At 42.7% G+C, this 18,522-nt stretch carries 16 protein-coding genes and 1 pseudogene; 9 read left to right on the top strand and 8 right to left on the bottom strand.

Annotated elements, in window-relative coordinates; translation table 11 throughout:
* Positions 1-12 precede the first annotated feature (12 nt).
* Positions 13-690 carry a DUF4097 family beta strand repeat-containing protein gene (locus VFC49_RS00765; protein ID WP_324735760.1) on the top strand — a complete coding sequence of 226 codons (678 nt, stop codon included), beginning with the start codon at positions 13-15 and terminating at the stop codon, positions 688-690.
* Here VFC49_RS00765 and mrtA read toward each other — a convergent pair.
* Both mrtA and VFC49_RS00755 read right to left on the bottom strand, forming a co-directional pair.
* A complete protein-coding gene (mrtA, locus tag VFC49_RS00760) occupies positions 683-1,270 on the bottom strand; it encodes a CPBP family archaeomyxosortase MrtA (protein WP_324735759.1) in 588 nt (195 codons plus the stop codon). The two genes, VFC49_RS00765 and mrtA, sit on opposite strands and share 8 nt — an antisense overlap.
* Positions 1,267-2,172 carry a peptidylprolyl isomerase gene (locus VFC49_RS00755; protein ID WP_324735758.1) on the bottom strand — a complete coding sequence of 302 codons (906 nt, stop codon included), beginning with the start codon at positions 2,170-2,172 and terminating at the stop codon, positions 1,267-1,269. Before VFC49_RS00755 ends, mrtA begins: the two co-directional genes overlap by 4 nt.
* A gap of 108 nt (positions 2,173-2,280) precedes the next feature.
* Here VFC49_RS00755 and cysS point away from each other — a divergent pair, with 108 nt between their 5' ends.
* The 3 genes from cysS to VFC49_RS00740 all read left to right on the top strand — a co-directional run bounded on the left by cysS (position 2,281) and on the right by VFC49_RS00740 (position 5,347).
* Positions 2,281-3,711 carry a cysteine--tRNA ligase gene (gene cysS / locus VFC49_RS00750; protein ID WP_324736554.1) on the top strand — a complete coding sequence of 477 codons (1,431 nt, stop codon included), beginning with the start codon at positions 2,281-2,283 and terminating at the stop codon, positions 3,709-3,711.
* A 104-nt stretch (positions 3,712-3,815) separates the two neighbouring features.
* Positions 3,816-4,997 (top strand): DUF1576 domain-containing protein, encoded by a 1,182-nt coding sequence (locus VFC49_RS00745; RefSeq protein ID WP_324735757.1) that lies wholly within the window; start codon positions 3,816-3,818, stop codon positions 4,995-4,997.
* Positions 4,994-5,347, top strand: a complete 354-nt coding sequence (locus VFC49_RS00740; protein WP_324735756.1) for a hypothetical protein — start codon at positions 4,994-4,996, stop codon at positions 5,345-5,347. Before VFC49_RS00745 ends, VFC49_RS00740 begins: the two co-directional genes overlap by 4 nt.
* 2 nt (positions 5,348-5,349) lie before the next feature.
* Here the strand turns inward: VFC49_RS00740 and VFC49_RS00735 are convergent, their stop codons facing one another.
* Complete coding sequence (locus tag VFC49_RS00735; protein ID WP_013466794.1) at positions 5,350-5,598, bottom strand: hypothetical protein; 249 nt, start codon at positions 5,596-5,598, stop codon at positions 5,350-5,352.
* Between the two features lie 97 nt (positions 5,599-5,695).
* Here VFC49_RS00735 and VFC49_RS00730 point away from each other — a divergent pair, with 97 nt between their 5' ends.
* The 3 genes from VFC49_RS00730 (at position 5,696) to VFC49_RS00720 (ending at position 8,072) form a co-directional block, all read left to right on the top strand.
* A complete protein-coding gene (locus VFC49_RS00730) occupies positions 5,696-7,012 on the top strand; it encodes a M20/M25/M40 family metallo-hydrolase (protein ID WP_324735755.1) in 1,317 nt (438 codons plus the stop codon).
* Between the two features lie 70 nt (positions 7,013-7,082).
* Positions 7,083-7,730 carry a phosphoribosyltransferase gene (locus tag VFC49_RS00725; RefSeq protein ID WP_324735754.1) on the top strand — a complete coding sequence of 216 codons (648 nt, stop codon included), beginning with the start codon at positions 7,083-7,085 and terminating at the stop codon, positions 7,728-7,730.
* A 12-nt stretch (positions 7,731-7,742) separates the two neighbouring features.
* Positions 7,743-8,072 (top strand): hypothetical protein, encoded by a 330-nt coding sequence (locus VFC49_RS00720; RefSeq protein ID WP_324735753.1) that lies wholly within the window; start codon positions 7,743-7,745, stop codon positions 8,070-8,072.
* Here the strand turns inward: VFC49_RS00720 and VFC49_RS00715 are convergent.
* The gene (locus tag VFC49_RS00715) at positions 8,051-9,838 is read right to left on the bottom strand and encodes a DUF4932 domain-containing protein (RefSeq protein WP_324735752.1); all 1,788 of its coding nucleotides are present in this window, start codon (positions 9,836-9,838) and stop codon (positions 8,051-8,053) included. The two genes, VFC49_RS00720 and VFC49_RS00715, sit on opposite strands and share 22 nt — an antisense overlap.
* A gap of 93 nt (positions 9,839-9,931) precedes the next feature.
* Between VFC49_RS00715 and VFC49_RS00710 the strand changes: the two genes are divergently transcribed.
* The gene (locus tag VFC49_RS00710) at positions 9,932-10,912 is read left to right on the top strand and encodes a metal ABC transporter solute-binding protein, Zn/Mn family (RefSeq protein WP_324735751.1); all 981 of its coding nucleotides are present in this window, start codon (positions 9,932-9,934) and stop codon (positions 10,910-10,912) included.
* A 67-nt stretch (positions 10,913-10,979) separates the two neighbouring features.
* The gene (locus tag VFC49_RS00705; RefSeq protein ID WP_324735750.1) at positions 10,980-13,622 is read left to right on the top strand and encodes a hypothetical protein; all 2,643 of its coding nucleotides are present in this window, start codon (positions 10,980-10,982) and stop codon (positions 13,620-13,622) included.
* Between the two features lie 2 nt (positions 13,623-13,624).
* Here the strand turns inward: VFC49_RS00705 and VFC49_RS00700 are convergent.
* From VFC49_RS00700 to VFC49_RS00685, 4 genes and pseudogenes are all read right to left on the bottom strand, one after another.
* Positions 13,625-14,531, bottom strand: a pseudogene (locus VFC49_RS00700) (ABC transporter permease).
* Positions 14,528-15,562 (bottom strand): ABC transporter permease, encoded by a 1,035-nt coding sequence (locus VFC49_RS00695; RefSeq protein WP_324735749.1) that lies wholly within the window; start codon positions 15,560-15,562, stop codon positions 14,528-14,530. Before VFC49_RS00695 ends, VFC49_RS00700 begins: the two are co-directional and overlap by 4 nt.
* Complete coding sequence (locus VFC49_RS00690) at positions 15,552-17,081, bottom strand: ABC transporter ATP-binding protein (RefSeq protein WP_324735748.1); 1,530 nt, start codon at positions 17,079-17,081, stop codon at positions 15,552-15,554. The genes VFC49_RS00695 and VFC49_RS00690 overlap by 11 nt, the downstream gene beginning before the upstream one ends.
* 31 nt (positions 17,082-17,112) lie before the next feature.
* On the bottom strand, positions 17,113-18,432 hold the full coding sequence (locus VFC49_RS00685; protein WP_324735747.1) for a BMP family ABC transporter substrate-binding protein: 1,320 nt from the start codon (positions 18,430-18,432) through the stop codon (positions 17,113-17,115).
* Positions 18,433-18,522: the final 90 nt, after the last annotated feature.

The following is an 18,522-nucleotide window of genomic DNA, read 5'->3' as shown; positions in this document are numbered from 1 at the left end:
ATGGTGGGCAGGATGATTGAGATAGTTGAGAGGGAGTATGAGGTAACCGAAGGATTAAGGCTTGTTATCAGCAATGTGAACGGACACATCAAGATAAAAGGCTACGATGGTGATACAATAAAAATGAGAGCGGAGAAGAAATGGAGCCTTTTTGCATCAGAGCCAAAAATCAAAGTCAAGAAGGAAGGGAATGTTCTAAAAATCGAGGCTAAGCATAAGAAAACCTTTGGCATCAGCTTGGGTGGAAGTTCGGTGAACTTTGACATCCTTGTTCCAAAAACCGTTGAAGTAAAGAAAGTTGGCAGTGTAAACGGCAGAATCTCAATTTCAAATGTTAAGGGAGTTCTTAAAATCGGCAACGTAAATGAGTCAATTGAGCTTGAAAATGTGGAGGTCAGCAAAGTTGGAAATGTGAACGGTCCAATAAAAGCTGTATTGAAAGCTGTTAGAAACGATGTGAAAATCTCGACCGTAAACGGGTCGATAAAATTTCTGCTTCCAAAAAAAGCTGATGCAATGATCTCAGCAAGTACAACAAATGGAAGAATACTAACAGAGGGCTTTGATAACATTGCGACTTCTTTGGTGGGAAAATTTGGACCAAAAAGCTTCAGCGCACAGCTTGGTTCTGGAAAGTATTCAGTCAAAGTCTCTACAGTGAATGGAAACATAGAGCTCAGGCTCATATGATACAGAGGACATCAAAAGCCACAGCTCCAATCCAGTGTAAAAGAAAACTCGGCAGAAAGCTTTCACTTTTCAAATCCATTTTCGCGAATATTATGCCCGCAATGAAGGAGTATGGAATCTCCAGTGTCGGTTTTCCTATGTGAATTAAGGTATAGGGGATGTTCTGGAGCAAAATCCCAAGCCATTCGTTTTTTTCTGCCAGCGAAAACAGCAAAATTCCCCTATAAAACGCTTCATGCGCGAACATTATTGCTCCTATCAACAGCTCCTTAAAGATAAAATCACCCCAAGAGGAGTAGCTAAAAATCGGGTAAAAGCTCCGGAAGCTCTCTATTCTTGATGCATAAATGCTCAGCGGCAAAGTTGCTATGAAAAGGGCAAATGCCCAGATGTAGCCTTCTCTTTTGCCAATCTTAAATCCCAACTTATTAGGTTTGAACCCCAAAAGGTAAGCCGCAGTTAGAGGCAAGATTACATAAAATAGAATGTCATAGAATGCCCATTCGTAGATATTTTTACCCAGATGCCAGTTGAGGATAATAAAAATCAAAGAAACTAAGTAAAGAAGAAATACTCTCATTCTTTGGCTTCCTCTTTAGCCTCTTCTTTCTCCTCTTTAACTTCGGTAGTTTCCTCTTCTTCTGTCTTCTCCACACTTTCTTTAACTTCTTCAGTCTTTTCTTCTGCTTCCTCTTTGCTTTCTTCAGCTGCCTCTTCTCCGCTTTTCTGCTCCTTTGCCTCTTTTTCTATCTCTTCTTCAACTTTTACCTCTGGAGGCTTCAAAAGATCATCAATTGTGGGCTTAAATTCAACCTGCTCATATCCAATGAACTTGAGATCGCTCTCAAGGATGATTTCTCCAAGGATAAGCGTGTTTTTATCAATCTCAACATCGCTGAAATCTATCTTTACATCTTTCTCCCCGACTTCAATCTTGACTTTGCTGAGATCAACCATTGGAAGTCTCAGCTCAATCAATGCTTTGACTTTCTCAATTGGATCTTCAATCTTTTCCACGATCTCAACTTCATACACGATCGTCTTTCCTGCAAGGGGATGATTGAAGTCAACCCTAACTCTTCCACTTGAAACACTCAAAACCCTTCCTTTAAGCTTCTTCCCACTTTCAGTCTCAATTTCAACCTCTAATCCAGGAAATGGCATGATTCCCTGCCTTCTAAACTGACCAAGGGTGAAGGTTTTGATGAGCTTAGGATCTCTTCTTCCAAATGCTTTCTCCGGGGAAACTTCAATTACATACTTCTTTCCCACCTCGAGACCTTCAAGCTGTTCGTCAAGCCCTTTGAGGACATGACCAGCGCCAATTGCAATTGGCACTGGGCCATAGATGCCCTTTTCGCTGTAAATTCCAGCCTCCTTTGCAACTTCTTCATACGTTGTGTCAAAAATCTCCCCAGTCTCTTTGACTTTTCCAATGTAATGAAGTCTTACAACATCTCCCTTTCCCACTTTCATGAGCATGACCTCCTGTTTTTTAAGCTGGTTTAAATTGGGAGGGTGGGTTTTTAAGCTTTGCACTTGCCTCCAACGATAGTCTAATAAAACCCAAGCAAAAATCTTCTTCAGGTGATAAAGGTGAAAGTGTACAATACTCTTACAAAGCAGAAGGAGGAATTCAAACCTCTGAGAGAAGGAGAAGTCAGGATGTACGTTTGCGGCCCAACTGTTTACGATTATACTCATTTAGGACATGCGAGGACGTATATTGCTTTTGATGTCATAAGGCGTTATCTGGAGCATAAGGGCTACTCTGTCTTGATGGTCATGAACTTTACAGACATAGATGACAAAATCATCAGAAGAGCTCAGGAGACGGGCGAAGATCCAAAGGAATTGGCTGAGAAATTCCTGAAGTATTTCCTTGAGGACATGAAGGCGTTGAAAGTTAAGCCGGCTGATATTTATCCAAGAGTTACAGAGCACATTCAAGACATAATTGAATTCGTAAAGAATCTTGAAGAGAAAGGCTACGCATATGAGGGGAGCGATGGGGTCTACTTTGAGGTTCAGAAATTTAAAGATTATGGGAAGCTCAGTGGAATAAAGCTTGAAGAGCTCAGAAAAGGAGCAAGGGTTGAGCCCGGTGAAGGGAAGAGGAATCCAGAGGATTTCGCCCTCTGGAAGAAAGCCAAGCCTGGAGAACCAAAGTGGGATTCGCCATGGGGCGAGGGAAGACCGGGATGGCACATTGAGTGTTCAACAATGAGCACCAAGTATCTGGGAGAGCAGTTTGACATTCATGGCGGCGGAAATGACCTAATATTCCCGCACCATGAAAACGAGATAGCACAGACGGAAGCATGCACGGGTAAGGAATGGGTTAGGTACTGGCTCCATACAGGTTTCGTTATGGTCAAAGGAGAGAAGATGAGCAAAAGCTTAGGAAATTTTGTCACGATAAGGGAGCTTCTACAGAGATACTCCCCGGAGGTTATAAGGTTCTTTGTTCTGCAGAAGCACTACCGCTCACCTCTTGACTACACGGAAGAAGGGATACAGCACGCAAAGAACAACCTTGAAAAGCTTTACAACACAATTGAAAACATCAGAATTGCCCTTGAAAAAGCGGAGATACCATTCAAATGGAGCAAAGAGGAGTTTGAACTCTATGAAGTGATTAGAGAAGCTAAGAAAAGGTTCTATGAAGCAATGGACGATGACTTTAACACAGCTGAAGCCATGAAGCCGATATTTGAAGTGGCAAACGCTGTGAACAAGTACTTAGCAAAGGTGAAAAAGCCAAAGGAAAGCGTCCTGAGAAAAGCCCTTGAGTTCTTCAAGATGGTCGGCGAGGTCTTTGGGATCTTTGAGGAATACTTCAAAGAGACGAAGGAGACAAAAGAAAAAGAACTGATTGAGCTGTTAATCCAAGTTAGAGCTGAGTTGAGAAAGCAGAAAAACTATGCTTTGGCGGATAAAATTAGAGCGGAGCTTAGAGAGCTCGGCATTCAGCTTGAAGACACTCCACAGGGCACAATTTGGAAGAGGATAAATGTTTAAATATCTGAACAACTGAATTACCATCTCCACAACTCATAGGAGGAAACACTTCAATGAACAGGTTATCCCCCAGGTTTTATATTCTTTTAACGCTCCCGCTTCTAATGATCGTTGCTGCATTTTTGCTTGACACCCCAGAAAACATGATTAAAGGTCTCAAAGCCATAGTCCTCCATTCTGATGTGCTCCTTGTGGACTACTTGGCGGTCGGCGGCATAGGTGCAACGCTGATAAATTCAGCCCTCCTAACTTTAGCTAATGTGTATCTGCTCTATCGACTCAAAATCGAGCCCACAGGCCCAATAATTGCGGCGGTACTGACAATAGCCGGGTTTGCCTTTATGGGGAAGAACATAATAAATGTCTGGCCAATATACGTTGGTGGCTACTTGTACACCCGATACAAAGGAACATCCTTCAAGAGCGTCATTCTAATTATGATGTTTGCCACAACACTTGCGCCCCTTGTAACTGAGCTCCTCATAAGCCCCTCCTTGGGTAAATTAGGGTTCATTGTTGGATTTCTTGGCGGAGTAATCGTGGGTTTCATAATGCCACCTCTCTCAGCCCACATGCTCAGGGTTCACGATGGATACAACTTGTACAACATAGGGTTCACGGGCGGACTTCTTGGGGGAGTATTAATGGCAGTGAAGAGGGGTCTGGGAATTGAACCAGAAAAGCAGTTTATATTGAGCAGCGAATACAATCTTGAGCTGAAGGTCCTCCTCAGCGCATTCTTTTTATTTCTCCTGTTCTTAGGAGTTTACCTAAACGGCAGAAGTTTTAAGGGATACGGAAGGATAATGAAACTCAACGGAAGAATTGTCACAGATTTTGTTCAGCTTGAAGGTTTTGAGGTTTCACTGATCAATATGGGGATCATGGGGCTGATGGGTTTGGCTGTGGTTGCATTAGCGAAAAGTCCAGTTAACGGTCCTGTTGTGGCTGGCCTTCTAACTCTTGTTGGCTTTTCAGCATTTGGAAAGCATCCACTCAACTCGCTTCCAGTCATTCTTGGCATTTTCCTTGGAGAAATCCTGATATTTAAAAACATCCATCCAACGGTGTTGGCAATAACTGCACTCTTTGGAACAACGCTGGCTCCAATAGCCGGATCTTTTGGAGCTTTGGCAGGGATAGCTGCAGGAATGCTGCACATGTTTGTCGTCCTTAACGTAGGTTATCTCCATGGGGGAATAAACCTGTACAACAACGGGTTTTCTGGAGGTATCGTTGCTACAATTCTCGTTCCAATACTCAGAGCATTCGGAAAGGAGGCATGAAAATGGATGAGGAGCCCAAAAAGATAGCAAAAATCGTTGATGAGCTGGTAACCTTCTGCCTCCGTCATGGGGCAAAAAAGCTGAGCATTCACATTGAGGATGAAGGTGATGCCTTTAGAATACACTTGCACGTTGACAGGATAAACAGGGACGATCCCCTCGTAAAGGAGCTTACCAAGCTTCTATCTCTGCCAAAACATGATGAAATCAGTGAGTACTACTGGACGCTTGTTGGGGAAGTTGAAGAAGACACGGAGCTTTCGGTTATTGGCATGATGACAGACAGAGCAGAGATAAAATTTGAGAACAACTCTGTGTCGTTAACCCTCTACAGGAAAAAAGAGACATAAAGTTACTCTTTTTTCTTTCTAAACTCATTTATTAGCTCTTTCGCAGCTTTTACCATCTCTTCAAGAGTTGCGCTGTCGTGGCTGATTCCAATGGTTATTTTGGCATGGGTTGTTGCATATGAGAAATACAGTGTGTTTCCCTGGCTCTTTGCAAAGAACTGCTCCACAGTTTCAGCCTCTTCTCCAACGTCATCTTCTCCACCGGGCATGATTTCTGGGTTGTCATCAAGTATCATTGGTCTTGGCTCCATTTTTCCACCTCCCCGCTTTAATTTACAGATGTTCCTTTTAAAACTTTGAGCTAAAAGGTTAAATATCATTTCGATGGAAATCTTAACGGTGCTAAAAATGATGGAATTATTGTCCCAGCTGATTGAGTTTGAAACCGTAAATGACCCAGCCAAAGGAAAGAAGCCAGACAAAGAGTGTCCGAAATTCATCAGAGATACTTTAAATTCCTGGGGAATAGAGAGCGAGATAATTGAGAAAGATGGGTACTATGCAGTCTATGGTGAAATTGGAGAAGGTACTCCGAAAATCATGTTCATGGCGCACTTTGATGTCGTTCCAGTGAATGTAGAGGAGTGGAAGACCGATCCGTTCAAGCTGACTGTAGTTGGGAACAAAGCCTATGGAAGGGGGAGTGCAGATGACAAAGGCAATGTAGCTGGGATAATGCTTGCTTTAAGGGAGCTTTCAACAAAAAGGCTCGGTGGAAGGGTAATTTTTGCTTTTACTGGAGATGAGGAGATTGGCGGCAAATTGGCAATGCACATAGCAGAGAAGCTGAAGGAAGAGAATAAGCTTCCGCAATATCTAATCAACGCCGATGGGGCTGGAATGAACCCAATAATCAGGAGAAGAAAGGGGTTTGGAGCTGTAATTGAAATACCCCAGCAGAAAATTACAATTAGAGGCAAAGTGATGAAAAGGTCATTCACCATAAACACGCCTGTACTTCAAACAAGACATGCCGCTTATTTCATGCCCGGGGTTGATATGCATCCAATGGTTGCCCTTTCTCACTTCCTGAGAAACAGCGATGTCTTTGCTGTGAAATTAGAGGGTAAATTCCTGAAGTCAAATGTTCTGCCAAGCAGAGTTGAGCTCACATATGTAGAGCCATGCGAGAGTGGGGAAGAAGTCGAGGCTGATCTGGGCTTAACAGAGCTTTTAAAGAGCATAGTTCCGTTGGTTAGAGCTCCTATAAGTGCTGAAAGATACAGCGACTTTGGAGTTTCAGTAACTCCCAACTTATATTCATTTGAAAATGGAGTTCACAGGCTCAGACTTGATATAAGGGCAATGAGCCACTCCTCTGGGCAGATAGAAAAAGTGCTCAAGGAAATTTTAGAGTTTAACATTCCAAATGCAAAGCTGACTGTTAGACACAATGAAAAGGCGGGATACCTATTTACACCACCAGATTCAAAGCTTGTTAGGGCAATGATGAAGACCTTAGAAAGCTTTGGAGAGAAAGCCAAACCTGTTGAAGGTGCCGGAGCATCAGATTCGAGGTATTTCACTCCCTATGGTGTTGAGTCCATAGATTTTGGACCGAGAGGAGGAAATGTTCATGGACCTAATGAATATGCAGACGTTGATTCTCTTGAACTGCTCCCCAAAATTTATGCAGAAGTTGCAATGAACCTGCTTAAAAAGTGATTTTTTCATTTCATTTTTCTCATGGAAACATTTAAATATGCCCAATTCATTAACGCCGTTAAGGGAAATCATGAAGAAGTTTCCAGCATATCTCGCTTCTTGGGATGATATTGAGAGATGGGCAAAGGGAGGGGCTCAAAAAATTCTTGAGGAAGGCTGGAAGCCAGATGTTGTAGTCGGGCTTGCAAGAGGTGGCTGGGTTCCAGCAAGGCTGTACTGTGATTATCTCGGCATCAAAGACTTAGTGAGCATCAAAGTTGAGCACTGGGGAATTACAGCAACACCAGATGGAAAGGCCAAGTTAAAGTATGGAACAGAGTATCCTTTTGAAGGAAAGAAAGTCCTAATTGTCGATGACATAGCTGACACAGGGGAAAGCTTGACTCTGGCTAAAAGCTATGTTGAAAGCAAGAGTCCAGCTGAGGTTAAAGCCGCAACCCTATTGGTGATAAAGACATCAAAGTTCAGACCCGATTACTACGGAGAGGAGATCGACTGGGCCTGGATTGTATTCCCATGGAATTTTGTTGAAGACATGATAAACCTGACAAACAACCTCTTTGAGGAGAGGGAAAGGCTCACTACAGCTGAAATCATAGCTCTTTTCAGGGAGCTTCATGGTATTGAGGTTCCAAAGGAAAGACTTGAACATGCTTTGAGCATAGCAGAGAAGAGAAAAATATTTAAGAAGGAAGGAGAATTCTGGCTCAAACCTTGAGGTTGTGGTATCTTGGACAAGAAGAAAACCATAGAAGCCATCAAAAACCACAGCAATTATTCAAGGGAAATTTATGAAATGCACGAAGAGAGCATAAACAATGCTATCGACAACTATGAGCAGCTGAAAGAGGATTATCTAAATGATCATTCACGGGCAAGGATAGTTAGGATTGTCATAAATGACGACAACGATTTGCCCTTAGCAATTGAGTTCCACAAAAAAGATGATTCATTCAAAGGCTTCAGCATTGCAATTGGGAAGCCGTACATAAAGAGTGACAACAATGGGGAAAACAAAGGAGGAGGGGATGGAGAGAGTTACGATGAAAGCAACGGCTGAACGTAGAATCCATCCTCTATCTTTTCTCCATCATAAATTTCATAGCTGACCAGATAATAGGTTGGATTTCTGTATCTTCTCGTTGAATACCTGTCTGCACCGGCAATCCAGATTATGTAATTATCTTTTTTCAGGGGATTTCTTATGGCGAGCAATAGGGATGTCTGAGGTGAGCTGTAGGAGAGTTCCATGAAGGGGATTTCTTTTATATTATCCGGAGTTATGAGAAATGTCCTAACACTTCCGAACTCTGGGTTTTTCTCTAAAATCCAGGCACCATTTTTGTAGACGAATCTCAATGGAAAATATTCCTCAAACTGTTGCACGACCTTATTGCTGACAGGACCACCTATGAGGATTAAGTCTTTCTTTAAGTCCTCATTCGTCATATTTACATCAGCTTTGACTTCAATTTTAATGTCTTCATGCCACTGTGAGTAAAATGTTTTGAGATAATTTTTCACTATCTCTGCAGTTTCTCTATCATATTCAGACCCTCTCTTATCTGGATTTTGAGTGCCGTAGACAATTATTACTCCTCCATCTTTGACAACATCATCCAAGGCTCTTAGGGGTGTTACAAGAACGTTTTTCTCGTAAATTTCCTTGGTATTTTCAGGGGAGACTTTTTCAGCAAGCTCCCTGAGTATCAGGGGGATGTATTCACTAAAACTCCGGTTTTCTTTTATGCTTAGGGCTGTGTATTTTTGATAAAGCTTTATCATGTAATCCTGCCAGAATTCACCCCATGCCCTCTGCATTTGGAGGTTCCACTCGGCATAATCCTTGTCTATATGGCTTAGTGCGAAATATGCCCAAGCATCGGCAAAGCTCTCATAAATCATCATGGTGTCAAACCAGAAGTGGATATCATAAGTCGCCAGATATGGCATATCCTCCTCTATTGTGTCCTCAAGATAGTGGAGGGGTTCAACTTCAGAGCTGTAATACTCATCAAGTTTCTCGCTGGTGATGTCATGTCCAAGCTCATGGTAGATAAAGTCCAAAATCCAAAGCTCATCAAATTTCCTGTTATTTACATAGACGGCATTAAGGGGAAGACCAAATATGGTATCCTTGGCCCTTTCTAAGCTCCATAAAGTTCTCGGGGGAGCCCTTCTTACAAGAGGCGGCATCCCACCGGAGCCATAAATCTCGGCGCCATTGTCCTCTGCATAAAAGCTGTGCCCGTGGATGCACACCAAGTACGGCAGATGGAATTCAAATCTGGTATTTGTTAGGTTCATGTACTGCTTCATGAATTCATCTGGAGGCAAGAGCTGAATAGCAGAAGTATACACTTCCAAATCTCGCTTGTAATATCTTTCATGTGCCTTAAAGAACTCCATGAAGTTCGTATCCTGAGCAAATGTCCTTAGAGCATCGATGATTTTGTCCAAATCTGAGTCCTGCCATCCTGTATAAATCCTCTTCATTTCTGGAGGATTTGAAAATTGAAGGATATACGCATCGAGGACAAAAAGCTTGTAATCCCTTTGAGGAATTGTCTCTGCATCGCTGAAGTATTGCCTCAGCATTTGAACTGCAGTATGGTTCTTATAACTGGCAAAATATGTCTCAACATCTTGGATGTAGTCATAATGGGGTATGACGAACTCATCAGCCCCGAAAGCGAGGTAATAAACGATGCTCAAGAGCTCCTCATTTGGATCTATCTCAACATAAACCTTGTCTGTTTGATACTGATACGAATAGACTGGAGAAGTGAGAATCACAAAAATTAAGAAAATCAAAAGCTTCCTCACAGATCTCCACCCATAAGGATTTTGAACCTATCTTTAAAAATTTGCACAAGGTTTTAAAGCTAAACAGATTAATGATTTTAGGGTGACCTAAAAATGAGGGCGAAGTCACTAATCCTCATACTCATCCTCACTTCACTATTATCTCCCGAGGTGAGTGCTGAAAAGCCTCTTATAGTCGCAAGCATACCTCCCTTAGCGGAGATAATAAAAGAGGTATTTGGGGACTCTGTAGATGTCGTTTACATTGTCCCGCCCGGAGCTGATCCTCACCAGTACCAGCTTACCCCTGAGCAGATTGAGCTCATCAAAAAGGCGGATGTTGTTGTAACAGCCAACGGGCATCTACCAGCAGAGCAGAAGATGAAGCAACTTAAGGAAGAAGGAACAATAAACGCAGATGTGCTGTTTGCAGAGGATTACAGGAAATACGGCTTCAGATTTCTGCCTGAAAGATGGTACAATAATAAAAACAACCCACATGGGATATGGCTTGACCCATACAATGCTCTGGCAATTGCAAAAGCTACAGCTGAAGCATTATCAGAAAGATATCCGCAGAATCGAGAGCTCTATGTGAGACAGTATGAGAGGTTTGAAACAAAAGTTCTGGCAATAGTTAAAGCGTATAAAGCTTTGGCCGAGAACTCAACTGCCATTATCGAATTGCCCTCTCAGCAGTATGCCCTTGAGTGGCTTGGGGTAAAGGCTGTCGCATCTATAAAGCCTGAAGCAGAGGTTCCTGCTAAAAGTGTTGACGAAATGTTAAAAACAGCAAATGCTGTAGATTTTATAGCTTACTCCTCTAAAAGTCCAGAGGCTCTAAAGAATGCTGCTATTGAACTTGCTCAAAGGTCTGGAAAGCCCTTAGCTGACATAACAACAATCTGGGTTAACAAGCCCTATACCGAAGTTCTGATTGAAAACTCCAAAGCCATAGTGGATGTGCTGAACCATAAAACAACACCCATTCAGCAAACTACAAAAGCAGAAAACATTAATGTTACATATATTATTCTCTCATTGGTCGTTGGAATTTCGCTGGGGATGGCAGTTGGAGCTTTGATTAAGGATTAACTAAGTTCTAACTCGCTAAAATAAACTGTTGCGAAATGTTTAAATTTTTCACAGCAGAAGCGTTTACATGACAAAAATGGCTGGAACTAAGTTAAGAATACTTCTTATTATAATACTTTTTGCCCTATTTCCTTCACCAAAGATACATGCCCAAGAGGGGAAAGTTGTATTTTCCATTGCTTCAGTAATTCCAGGAGAAAATCAAGCATTGATTCTGGCTGGTTATCAGCATCTTACAGACTGCTACTCTATGGGTGGTTGCTATAGAGCGGGAAAGCTGAGCTGGTTCCTGTATGATGGAGAGAAATTTAAAGAGATAAATCTGAATGGTTTAACACCTTTGTTCTGGAACAACGGCTGGATTTTGGAGGGAATAGTTAGAGATGAAAAAGGAGCCCCCAAAACATTTGAGCTCTATAGATACACTGCTGATGAAAGAGAAAAGTTGCTCTCATTGAATGTAAGTGCTAATACACGGTACAACTTTGTTAGGGTGTATTCAAACGGGTCAACTGTAATGATAGTGCACATAACTCGCAATGGTTTTCCACGAACCAACCATATTTACTTCTTTGATTTATTCAAGAGAACAATTTCAGAACCCATTGTAATTAAGGAAGAGTTTAATCACGTGTTTTATGGAAACGGGGTGTGGTTTTTAGTTTACAGATATGGTGATAGAGGAGGGGTTTATGCAATAAAAGAAGGGAAAATATACCATTTTTCAAAAAATGCTGACTTTGCAGACTTTTCCTTCAACGGAACTCACGTACTCATCGTTTATAGAGGATATGTGAACAGAACACTTTGGAATGCCGTGTATATATGGAACTTTACAGATGAAAAGCTCATTTTGAACACTACTGAGTTTAGGTATCCCCTAAAGGTTTACGGGTGGAATCAGAGCTGGTATCTTGGGGGAGGCGGCTTGGACTGGTGGCATCTGTATAAGCTTGAAAACAGAAGTCTCAAGCTGGTTTCAACTAAATTCGTCTCAGCATTCTCTCGCTTCTCCGGAACTCCAGCGCTTGTAGTTGAAAGCAAAATAATCTGGCTGAAAGGAGTAGCTGACACTGACTTGAGCATATACTATTATACCGAAATGATGGAGCATTGGCTCACTCCACAGCCTGCTCCTTTCAATGGTAGCGTTGCTTATGTTGAATATGAAAGAGACAGAAAGCTTGTGATTGTAAAAGACAACACCACAACAGAGATTCCGCTCAACGACAAATTCGGCCTCTATGCGATAATTCCCACAAAGAGATACCTGGTCCTCTTACGCTACATAAAAGACGGAGACTCAGCACTTTTAAAGTACCAAAACGGAGAACTTGTAGATCTAACTCAAAAACTTGAAGCCCTTTGTGAAAAGCCTAAGCCGGTTTACTATCATATTTCTAATATTAAGGCTTGGGGGGATACATTCCTTGTCTATCTTACCCCTTCTGAGGGACATGACGAGCTGTTTCATTACAATGGAAGCTTTAAGTATGTCGGGAGGTTCTTTTATCCGCTGGGACAGTTTGGAAGGTTTTACATCATCAACAACTACAAAGGCTACTCTCATATCTACAACGGCTCGTGCATATACAACCTTCCATTTAAGGGAATCTATACTGGTGGGAGAATTTTGATTGCAGTGAACGGGACCACTACTCAGGCTTATGTCTTAGAGGGTGATAAACTGAAAGGCATCGCTGTAGTCAATGAAACCCTTTATTTTTGGTATAAGGCTGGCCCTTATCCTGTTTTTCTTGACAAAAAAGCATTTAAAAGAGTTTATGTTTTTGATGGGAGGGCATTCCATAAGCTGCCCTTTGAGAGAAGGAACAACAATGAAGTCGCTGTTACTTATCTCAATGAATCTCTGCTGATAGTGCACGCTAAGTACATGAGTATGGAGTGGAAAAACAAGGAAGAGCCTCCCATTTACAAGTTCAACACGACGGTTTACAGATGGAACCTCACTAAGATTGCAGAATTTCATCGTTTCTTAATTCCACTCGACTACAAGAATGACAGCATTATTCTGGGTTATCGCTCGCATGGAATTTATGCACCGAATTCTCCATTTAGAGGAATATACGCTTACAATAGGGAACTCAGGGTTCTTTTCGAGCCCAAAGATCGGACTGTGTATTATTATATTAATGGGACAGTCGTTGCTCAGAGTTGCATATACGGAATAAAAGTGAGCTGCTCCTATAAAGTTTTCACATCCAGTAAGAAGCTGCTTGGAGAGTTTAAAGGGACTGACGTCTTTGATTATACTTTTTGGAAAGGAGAACTGTATCTGTCAAACGGAACTCATCTGATTAAAGTCAGCGGTTTCCTAAAATCTTTAAAGCTGCCTGTTAAACTCTATCGTGTTCATATGACTCCTCTAAGACACGGCATAGTGCTGTGGGGAGTTCAGAATATAGTTCTATATAATGGAACGTTTAAGGATTTGTCAGACGACCTTATGGGGGCATTCTTGGAGAGAAAAGATGTCATATTTTGCAAGAGCTCACCGCTGAAAGGGGTTAAAAAAGAACCTATTTCGGAAACACATGAAGTGGGTATCACGTCAAAAACACTCAACACTTCAACTATCCAGACCAGTAAACAATATACAAGAAACTATCTCCTATTTTTGGTGGCAATACTGCTTCCGATTATTTTGCTACTCAAAATAATCCAAACTAAAGGAAGAAAGAAAAGATAAAGCTACTCTCTCTTGTATGGCCTTCCATCCCACTTCGGTGGCCTTACCTTTCCGATTATTCCTGCAACAATGATTATTGTCACTATGTATGGCAGTGTTGCAACGAACTGCCACGGTATTATCTGGGATATGGCTGGATTTGTCCTGACCCATACTGAAAGGTTGTCGAAGAATCCGAAGATAAATCCTCCAATCAATGCCCTGACTGGGTTCCATCCGCTGAACACCATGTTAGCTAATGCTATGAAACCTCTACCCGATGAAATCTCCTTTGTAACAACTCCAAGCCAGTCCACGCTTAAATAAGCTCCTCCAAGTCCAGCTAAAGTTGCTCCATAGACTGTTGCCAAGAATCTATACCTCTCAACGTTAACACCAAGGGCATCCGCTGCCTCTGGATTCTCACCGACTGCCCTAATCCTAAGGCCAAGAGGTGTGTTGAAGAGAACCCAGTGGGTGATGAACACTATTGCAAAGGTTATGGGGATCATTGGACTCAAGCTGCCGTATTGGGTATTTATGAGAGGCTGAATCCTGAAGTTGGTGGGGACTTGATGCTGTCCTGCTGTTCCCCATATTGCTGGAATTCCGAAGGCAACTACACCAAGAGCGAGGATATTAACGCCGATACCTGGAATTATGTGATCTCCCTTTAAATAAACGGTTATAGCACCATGAAGCATGCCAAGAAGCATGCCAATAAAAGCCCCGCCTAAAAGGCCTATCCATGCATTGCCGCTTGTTTCTGCAAACATTGCTCCAAAAAGGGCTGCCATGAGGAGTATTCCCTCATATCCAATGTTGACAACTCCAGCCCTTTCACTTACAACTGCACCGGTACTTGTTAGAACTAGTTGGAACCATTGCCGTTAATGAACCGAGGAGGATTGATACCACCATGTCAATCATCTTCTCACCACCTTCTTAACCAAGTCCCACAGTCCCGGAACTGCCACGGCAACAACAATTATACCCTGAACAACTTTAACCATTTCAAGTGGAACCCCTGCATCTATCTGCATATATGTTGCTCCAGCTTTAAGTGCACCAAAGAATATACCGCTGAAGATTATGCCAATTGGATGATTTCTTCCAACCAGAGAAACACCTATTCCATCGAAACCGTACCCGTATATGTTTGCCATTCCCTGACTTATAGCATAGCTTGGAGGTCTCCCCATGACTTCAGTAGCCCCGGCAAGTCCGCTCATTATTCCACCGATGACAAATGACCAGATTATAGCCCTTTTTGGGTTTATTCCACCGTATTGTGCTGCCCTTTCATTGTACCCGCTTGCTCTCAGCTCAAAGCCAAGAACCGTATGCCACAGGATGTAGTAAGTTATGATCGCTGCCACTATTGCAATGATAAAGGCAAGTGAAAGCTCGCTTCCCTTCATCAGCAACGGCAATCTCGCACTTGTAGGAACTTCAAGGGTTTTATTGGGGTCATTTGGATTTGCTAAGGGCCCTAAAACGAGATACAATGCTGTATAAAATGCAATCCAGTTCAGCATGATAGTGGATATGACTTCGTGGACCCCCCTGTACACTTTTAGGAGTGCTGCTGGCAAAGCCCACAGTATCCCTGCAATTATTCCACCTATCAAGCCCAGAACAGGATTTGCAAACATGTTTGTGAAGACTATTGCCGCTATTGCACCGAAATATACTGTACCTTCAGCACCTATGTTGAATATTCCAGTTCTGGCACTTATTGCAAAAGTTAAACCAGTGAGAATTATGGGGGTGGCCGAGCTGAGCGTCATCGACCATCCGTAAATAGATCCCACAGCGCCTTTAACAAGAGCAACGTATGCCTCCACTGGACTGTAGCCGGAAACCTTCAGTACCACTGCTCCAATAACAACCCCAATAATGATTGCAATGAGGCTTTCAAGTAGGGGTTTTATAATGTTTGACAGCTTATCAGCTTTCATCTTTGATACCTCCCATCATAAGTCCAATCTGTTCTTCTGTTACCTCTTCAGGCTTCACTATGCCAACGAACTGACCCTCATACATTATAGCCATCCTATCGCTCAGCTGGAGAACTTCATCCAGATCTGCAGAGACAAGCAGGACAGCTTTGTTCTCATTTCTAAGCTTAACAAGGTAGTTCCTGATGTACTCGGTTGATGCAACATCAACTCCCCTGGTTGGCTGGGATGCCACTATTAATTCAGGATTTTTACTGACCTCTCTCGCAACTATGAGCTTCTGCTGATTCCCACCGCTTAAGCTTTTGACAGGTGCATCAACACCGGGAGCGACTATGTCAAACTTCTCAATAAGCTTTTTAGCATGCTCCTTGACATTGCTCCACCTGATAGAGTTTAGTATCCCTGTGAACTCCTCCCTCCAGTGCAGTCCAAGAACGGCATTTTCTGCAACAGTCATGTCAAGTATGAGTCCCATATGTGTTCTATCCTCCGGAATATGTGCTACACCAAGGTTGTAGAGCTCTTTTGGAGGTCTGCCTGTGATGTCTTTTCCGTTCAGAATTATTTTCCCCTTTTCAATTTTTCTCAGTCCGGTTATTGCTTCGATAAGCTCTGTCTGGCCATTGCCTTCAACACCGGCTATTCCGAATATCTCTCCCGCCCTAACTTCAAAGCTTAGTCCCTTGACGGCGTCTTCTCCTCTGTCTCCCTTCACCCATAAGTCCTCTACTCTTAGAATGGGCTCCCCTGGTTCTTTTGGGGGCTTTTGGATTCTCAGCACGACATCTCTGCCAACCATCATCCTTGCCAAGAGCTGAGGGGTTGCTTCGCTTGTATTAACTGTTCCGATAACTTCTCCCTTTCTGAGGACGGTGACTCTGTCGGTTATTTCCATAACTTCTCTGAGCTTGTGGCTGATGAATATAATCGTCTTTCCTTGTTCTTTAAGTGTTCTCAAGACATCAAACAACTCCCTAACCTCAATAGGAGTTAGCACAGCAGTTGGCTCATCCAGTATAAGAACATCAACATTCCTGTACAAAACTTTTAAGATCTCAATCCTCTGCTGAACACCAACAGGGAGATTTTCAACTGGAACATCAAGGGGAACTTGAAAGTTCAATTCATCCATAAGCTTTTGAAGCTTTTTCCTGGCATTATCTACATCTATTTTTGAAAAATGCCCGTGTCCCTCCATCCCGAGGATTATGTTGTGGAGAGCATCAAAAACCTCAACAAGGGTAAAGTGCTGATGAACCATACCAATACCATTTGCAAGAGCATCAGCGGGGCTCTTAAATTGAACTTCCCTACCCTTAACATAGATTTTACCCTCTGTTGGTGGGAGCATTCCCGATAAAATTTTCATCAAAGTTGTTTTACCAGCCCCATTCTCACCCAAAAGACCGTGAATCTCACCCTGCTTAACTGAAAAATCTACACCTTTCAAAGCCTTAGTTCCATCCGGGTAGATTTTAACAATGCCTTTCATGTCTATGATGGGAACTTCCTCCATAAGCTCACCTCCAAGAAAAAGAGAAAAGAAATCAAGAGCTCTTCTCCCACTTCTTAGCGAGTTCTTCCATTTCCTGCCAAGTCTTGGCGTTTCTAATAGCTTCAATTTGTTCTTTGTTGAATGCCTTTGGAACTACTATTTCGCCACTGATTATCTTTTGCTTCAGCTCATCCACTGCCTGCCAGATCCAGTCTGGGACCTGCTTTCTTGTCTGCTCAAGTTTTGCAAAGAGCTCATCCTCGCTCTTCAAGCCAAGCTCCTCAAGCTTCTTCTTCTTAACGTCCTCTGGAAGTGAGTTGAACATTGCCTTAACGTCATCAATTGTGCTTAAGCCTACACCGCCATCAGCCAAGCCAAGCTCCATGATTCCTCCTTTCCATTTGCCCTTAACGACCATCTCAACTGCCTTGTAGACACCGACATCAACTCTCTTCATCATTGATGCAATGATTACTCCTGGCTTGATCCAGTCCTGTGCTGAGTCGACACCAATGGCAAATGGTGGTCCCATCTCTTTTCCTTGGCTCTTGAGGTACTCACTGACGGCATCAAAGACACCCAATCCTACAGCACCAGCGACTTGGTAGATAACCCATGCACCCTGTCCGAGCTGAGCCTGGGCAGCGGTCTTACCTTTTGCTGGGTCGGTGAATGAGCCTGTGTAGGTGTACAGAACTTCAATGTTAACGTCTTTTCCGGTCTTCTTCTTGTAGTAATCCTCGGCCCACTTGATTCCAAATCTGTAACCGCCTTCGAACTTGTAGAGAACTGGGATTTCAATACCAAGAACAATACCTACTTTATCCTTGCCGTCATTTGCAGCGATAAGCCCAGCAAGTGCACCTGCCAGCGCGGAACCCTCATTCTCCTTGAACAGAATGCTAACAACGTTTGGTTTGTCCGGAATGAATCCATCTACTATGGCGAACTTCTGGTTGGGGAACTCATCTGCCACCTGCTTGACGGCATCAGTCATCATGAAACCAACCGCTATGATTAGATCATACTTACCGCTCTGGGCAAGTAGCCTGAGATTTGGCAAGTAATCACTTTCAGACTTGCTCTGGACTTCTTTAAGTTCAAGACCAAAGTCTTTTGCTGCTTTTGATGCACCCATGTACGCCATGTCGTTAAAGCTTAGATCTCCTCTACCACCAATGTCATAAACCACAGCAATGGCACCTTTAAGCTTCGGCTTCTCTTCTGTTGTTGTCTGTGCAGGTGAGGAGGCTGCTGGAGATGATTGAGTTTGTGTAGGTGTTGTTGTTTTTTCACCACCGATACATCCACTGGCAACTACACTAAATGCCAAAACACCGATTAAAAACAAAGCAAGCACTGACCTCTTCATGTCGTAACCCCCTGCAAAGTTGTTTCACTCATGAAGAACCGCACATGCAAATATATACTTTGTGGTGTATTTTGTTAGGTTTTTCGAAAA

The organism is Thermococcus sp. SY098 (assembly GCF_035621495.1).
Lineage (GTDB): Archaea > Methanobacteriota_B > Thermococci > Thermococcales > Thermococcaceae > Thermococcus_B.
The sequence above is the reverse complement of the archived record's forward strand: the minus strand, read 5'-3'. Positions and strand labels throughout refer to the sequence as shown.

Coding starts and splice junctions, on each gene's coding strand:
- VFC49_RS00730 (WP_324735755.1), top strand. CDS start 5,696: ATGATGGAATTATTGTCCCAGCTGATTGAGTTTGAAACCGTAAATGAC.
- VFC49_RS00740 (WP_324735756.1), top strand. CDS start 4,994: ATGAAAATGGATGAGGAGCCCAAAAAGATAGCAAAAATCGTTGATGAG.
- VFC49_RS00690 (WP_324735748.1), bottom strand. CDS start 17,081: ATGGAGGAAGTTCCCATCATAGACATGAAAGGCATTGTTAAAATCTAC.
- VFC49_RS00710 (WP_324735751.1), top strand. CDS start 9,932: ATGAGGGCGAAGTCACTAATCCTCATACTCATCCTCACTTCACTATTA.
- VFC49_RS00725 (WP_324735754.1), top strand. CDS start 7,083: ATGAAGAAGTTTCCAGCATATCTCGCTTCTTGGGATGATATTGAGAGA.
- VFC49_RS00745 (WP_324735757.1), top strand. CDS start 3,816: ATGATCGTTGCTGCATTTTTGCTTGACACCCCAGAAAACATGATTAAA.
- mrtA (WP_324735759.1), bottom strand. CDS start 1,270: ATGAGAGTATTTCTTCTTTACTTAGTTTCTTTGATTTTTATTATCCTC.
- VFC49_RS00755 (WP_324735758.1), bottom strand. CDS start 2,172: ATGCTCATGAAAGTGGGAAAGGGAGATGTTGTAAGACTTCATTACATT.
- VFC49_RS00735 (WP_013466794.1), bottom strand. CDS start 5,598: ATGGAGCCAAGACCAATGATACTTGATGACAACCCAGAAATCATGCCC.
- VFC49_RS00695 (WP_324735749.1), bottom strand. CDS start 15,562: ATGAAAGCTGATAAGCTGTCAAACATTATAAAACCCCTACTTGAAAGC.
- VFC49_RS00705 (WP_324735750.1), top strand. CDS start 10,980: ATGACAAAAATGGCTGGAACTAAGTTAAGAATACTTCTTATTATAATA.
- VFC49_RS00685 (WP_324735747.1), bottom strand. CDS start 18,432: ATGAAGAGGTCAGTGCTTGCTTTGTTTTTAATCGGTGTTTTGGCATTT.
- VFC49_RS00765 (WP_324735760.1), top strand. CDS start 13: ATGATTGAGATAGTTGAGAGGGAGTATGAGGTAACCGAAGGATTAAGG.